The sequence below is a fragment of the Protofrankia sp. Cr1 genome, assembly GCF_963555865.1.
In the GTDB taxonomy this organism is placed as follows: domain Bacteria; phylum Actinomycetota; class Actinomycetes; order Frankiales; family Frankiaceae; genus Protofrankia.
Genome location: NZ_CAUVXO010000134.1, coordinates 6,573 through 8,804 on the forward strand (window position 1 = coordinate 6,573; position 2,232 = coordinate 8,804).

At 66.1% G+C, this 2,232-nt stretch carries 2 protein-coding genes; one reads left to right on the plus strand and one right to left on the minus strand.

Annotated features, from left to right (window positions below; translation table 11 throughout):
* Positions 1 to 196: 196 nt before the first annotated feature.
* The gene (locus tag U9980_RS12935) at positions 197 to 1,309 is read right to left on the minus strand and encodes a type III polyketide synthase (protein WP_322768130.1); all 1,113 of its coding nucleotides are present in this window, start codon (positions 1,307 to 1,309) and stop codon (positions 197 to 199) included.
* 669 nt (positions 1,310 to 1,978) lie between these two features.
* On the opposite strand from U9980_RS12935, the gene U9980_RS12940 reads away from it, so the two are divergent.
* The gene (locus U9980_RS12940; protein WP_322768131.1) at positions 1,979 to 2,209 is read left to right on the plus strand and encodes a FitA-like ribbon-helix-helix domain-containing protein; all 231 of its coding nucleotides are present in this window, start codon (positions 1,979 to 1,981) and stop codon (positions 2,207 to 2,209) included.
* Positions 2,210 to 2,232: the final 23 nt, after the last annotated feature.

Below are 2,232 nucleotides of genomic sequence, written 5' to 3' on the forward strand. Positions count from 1 at the left end.
CCGGCGGACGAAACCTCCAGCACACGGGACGACAACGTGTACGCAATGCCTACTGCAGTGTGACAACGGCTGGTCAGCTGGTGCGTCGTCGCCCGCCGACGTCTGATCGCAGGGGGTTCTGGAGCCCCGCAGGGTGCTGTGGCCGTGGATCGTGACTTCGAGTGTGGTGTCGCCGGATCAGTGTGGTGTCGCCGGATCAGAAACGCAGCAGGGCCGCCTCCGTGGTCAGCCCCGGTCCGAACGCGATCAGGACAGCGTGGTCGCCGGCTTCCGGCCGGTCCAGCGCGAGCATCCGCTGCAGGACCAGCAGGACGGTGGCCGACGAGCAGTTGCCATAGTCGCGCAGGACCTCCATGGCTGGTCGCAGCTGCGCCTCCGACAGGCCGAGCGCGGCGCCGACCTCGGCCACGATCCGCGGGCCGCCGGGGTGGATCGCCCAGTGCCGCACGTCGGCGACACCCAGGCCCGACCCCTCGAGCAGCTGGTCGACGAACGGCGGGGTGGTCGACCCGAGCATCGCCGGGACCGCCGGGGACATGCATAACCGGAATCCGTCTTCTTGGACCCGGATCCTCATGTGTTCTGCGGTTCCCGGGTGCGTCACTGTGCGGGTGACGACGACGGCCGCGCTGACGCCACAGGCCGGAGCGCCGGCGCTCGGGTGGTCGGTCGTCGGATGACCGACGGGTCGGTCCGCCGGGCGTGTGCCCAGCAGCATCGCCGCGCTCGCGTCGCCGAACAGGCCTTGCACGATAATCTGCTCCGAGATCGCGTCCGGCTGGCAGTGCATGGACGTCAGCTCTGTGCAAACCACGAGGACGAGCTCATCGGGCCGGGCGGCGAGGGCGTCAAGTGCGGTCCGTAGCCCGGTGATGGCCGCGTAGCAGCCCATGTGGCCGATGGAGATACGCCGGATGTCGGAGCGCAGCCCGAGTTCCGCGGCGAGGCGGACCTCCGGACCGGGACAGGTGTAGCCGGTGGTGCTCACCATGATGAACGTGCCGACCGTGGCCGGATCGTGGCCGGCGAGGACCGCCGGCACCACCCGTCGACCCAGTTCAAGCGCACCCTGTTCCCAGGCGTCCATCAGTGCTCCGGTGGGCGGAAAGCCGTCGGAGTAGGCCCGGCGCGGGTCCCAGTAGAAGTGCCTGCGCTGGACCCGGGTGGAGTCGATGAAGAGCCGACGCGCATGCGGGACACCGCTGTAGAGCTGGCTGTAGAAGCCGTCGAAGAGTTCGGTCTGGCCGATCGTCGTATCCGGCGCGGCTGAACTGACCGCCAGCAGAACTGGCTCGCGACGAAGAGTCACATCACCTCCTGCCCGCCCGGGATTTAGTCCGTCTTTTGGTTGACCTACAACATGATCTGCGCTCCCGGACAAACTGATCACACTCCTTAGCTGTTACTGCGGGCCGCTGTGTGGAGTCACCGAGGGAGAAACCATCGCGGCTGAACCGACCCCTTCGCCCCATCCCCGTTGAAGGAGCTTCCCCGTTACTACAAGCCGGTCCGCCAGCGGATGTCGCATCGGTACTCACCGTCTCCATTTTCCACTTTCCGACGCGCTCCCGCTGTCTTGTGGCTTCTTGTTTGGGACCAGGTTCGCCGACGGAAACGAGGTAGAGACAGAATCCATTTAACCTGGATGCACCGACCGGTATAGGCCGAACGCCCAGCTCAATGCCGGTGGCCGAGTTCTGGAACCCCGCAGGGTCACCTGCCCGAAGCCGGATCACCTAGATTGACGTGATGACTACGTCAAGCTATCGTCGATCCATGCTCTGCCCCACGCTGGTCCTCAGACCTGCCGACGATCAGGTACTCAGCGAGATCGACGGCATGCGGGATGCACTGCGGCACCACATCCAGACCATGCCGTCGAAATGGACTGAGAGGCTCCGGACGTTCCTGACCTGAAGGGCCCGGAAGAAGCTCGACCGGGCTGACAGAATGCTGGCATTGCAGATAAAATGCAGGCATGACCGCGATCACGATCCGCGACGTCCCGGACCCGACTCTGGAGGCGCTGAAGCTCAAGGCCGCGCAGACGGGCCGCAGCCTGCAGGCCTACCTGCTCGACCTGGTCACCCGAGATGCCCGTACACCGACCCTCGCGGAGATGATGGCCCGCCTCGACCGTGAAACGCGCGCCGAGGCCGCTGCCTCAGACATCCTGGCCGCGATCGACGAGGGCCGGGAACGCAGGTGAGCAGTCAGGCGGCGTTGCCACAA

Excerpts from the sequence above, each read along its gene's own strand:
- U9980_RS12940 (WP_322768131.1), top strand. The coding sequence starts at position 1,979 with ATGACCGCGATCACGATCCGCGACGTCCCGGACCCGACTCTGGAGGCG.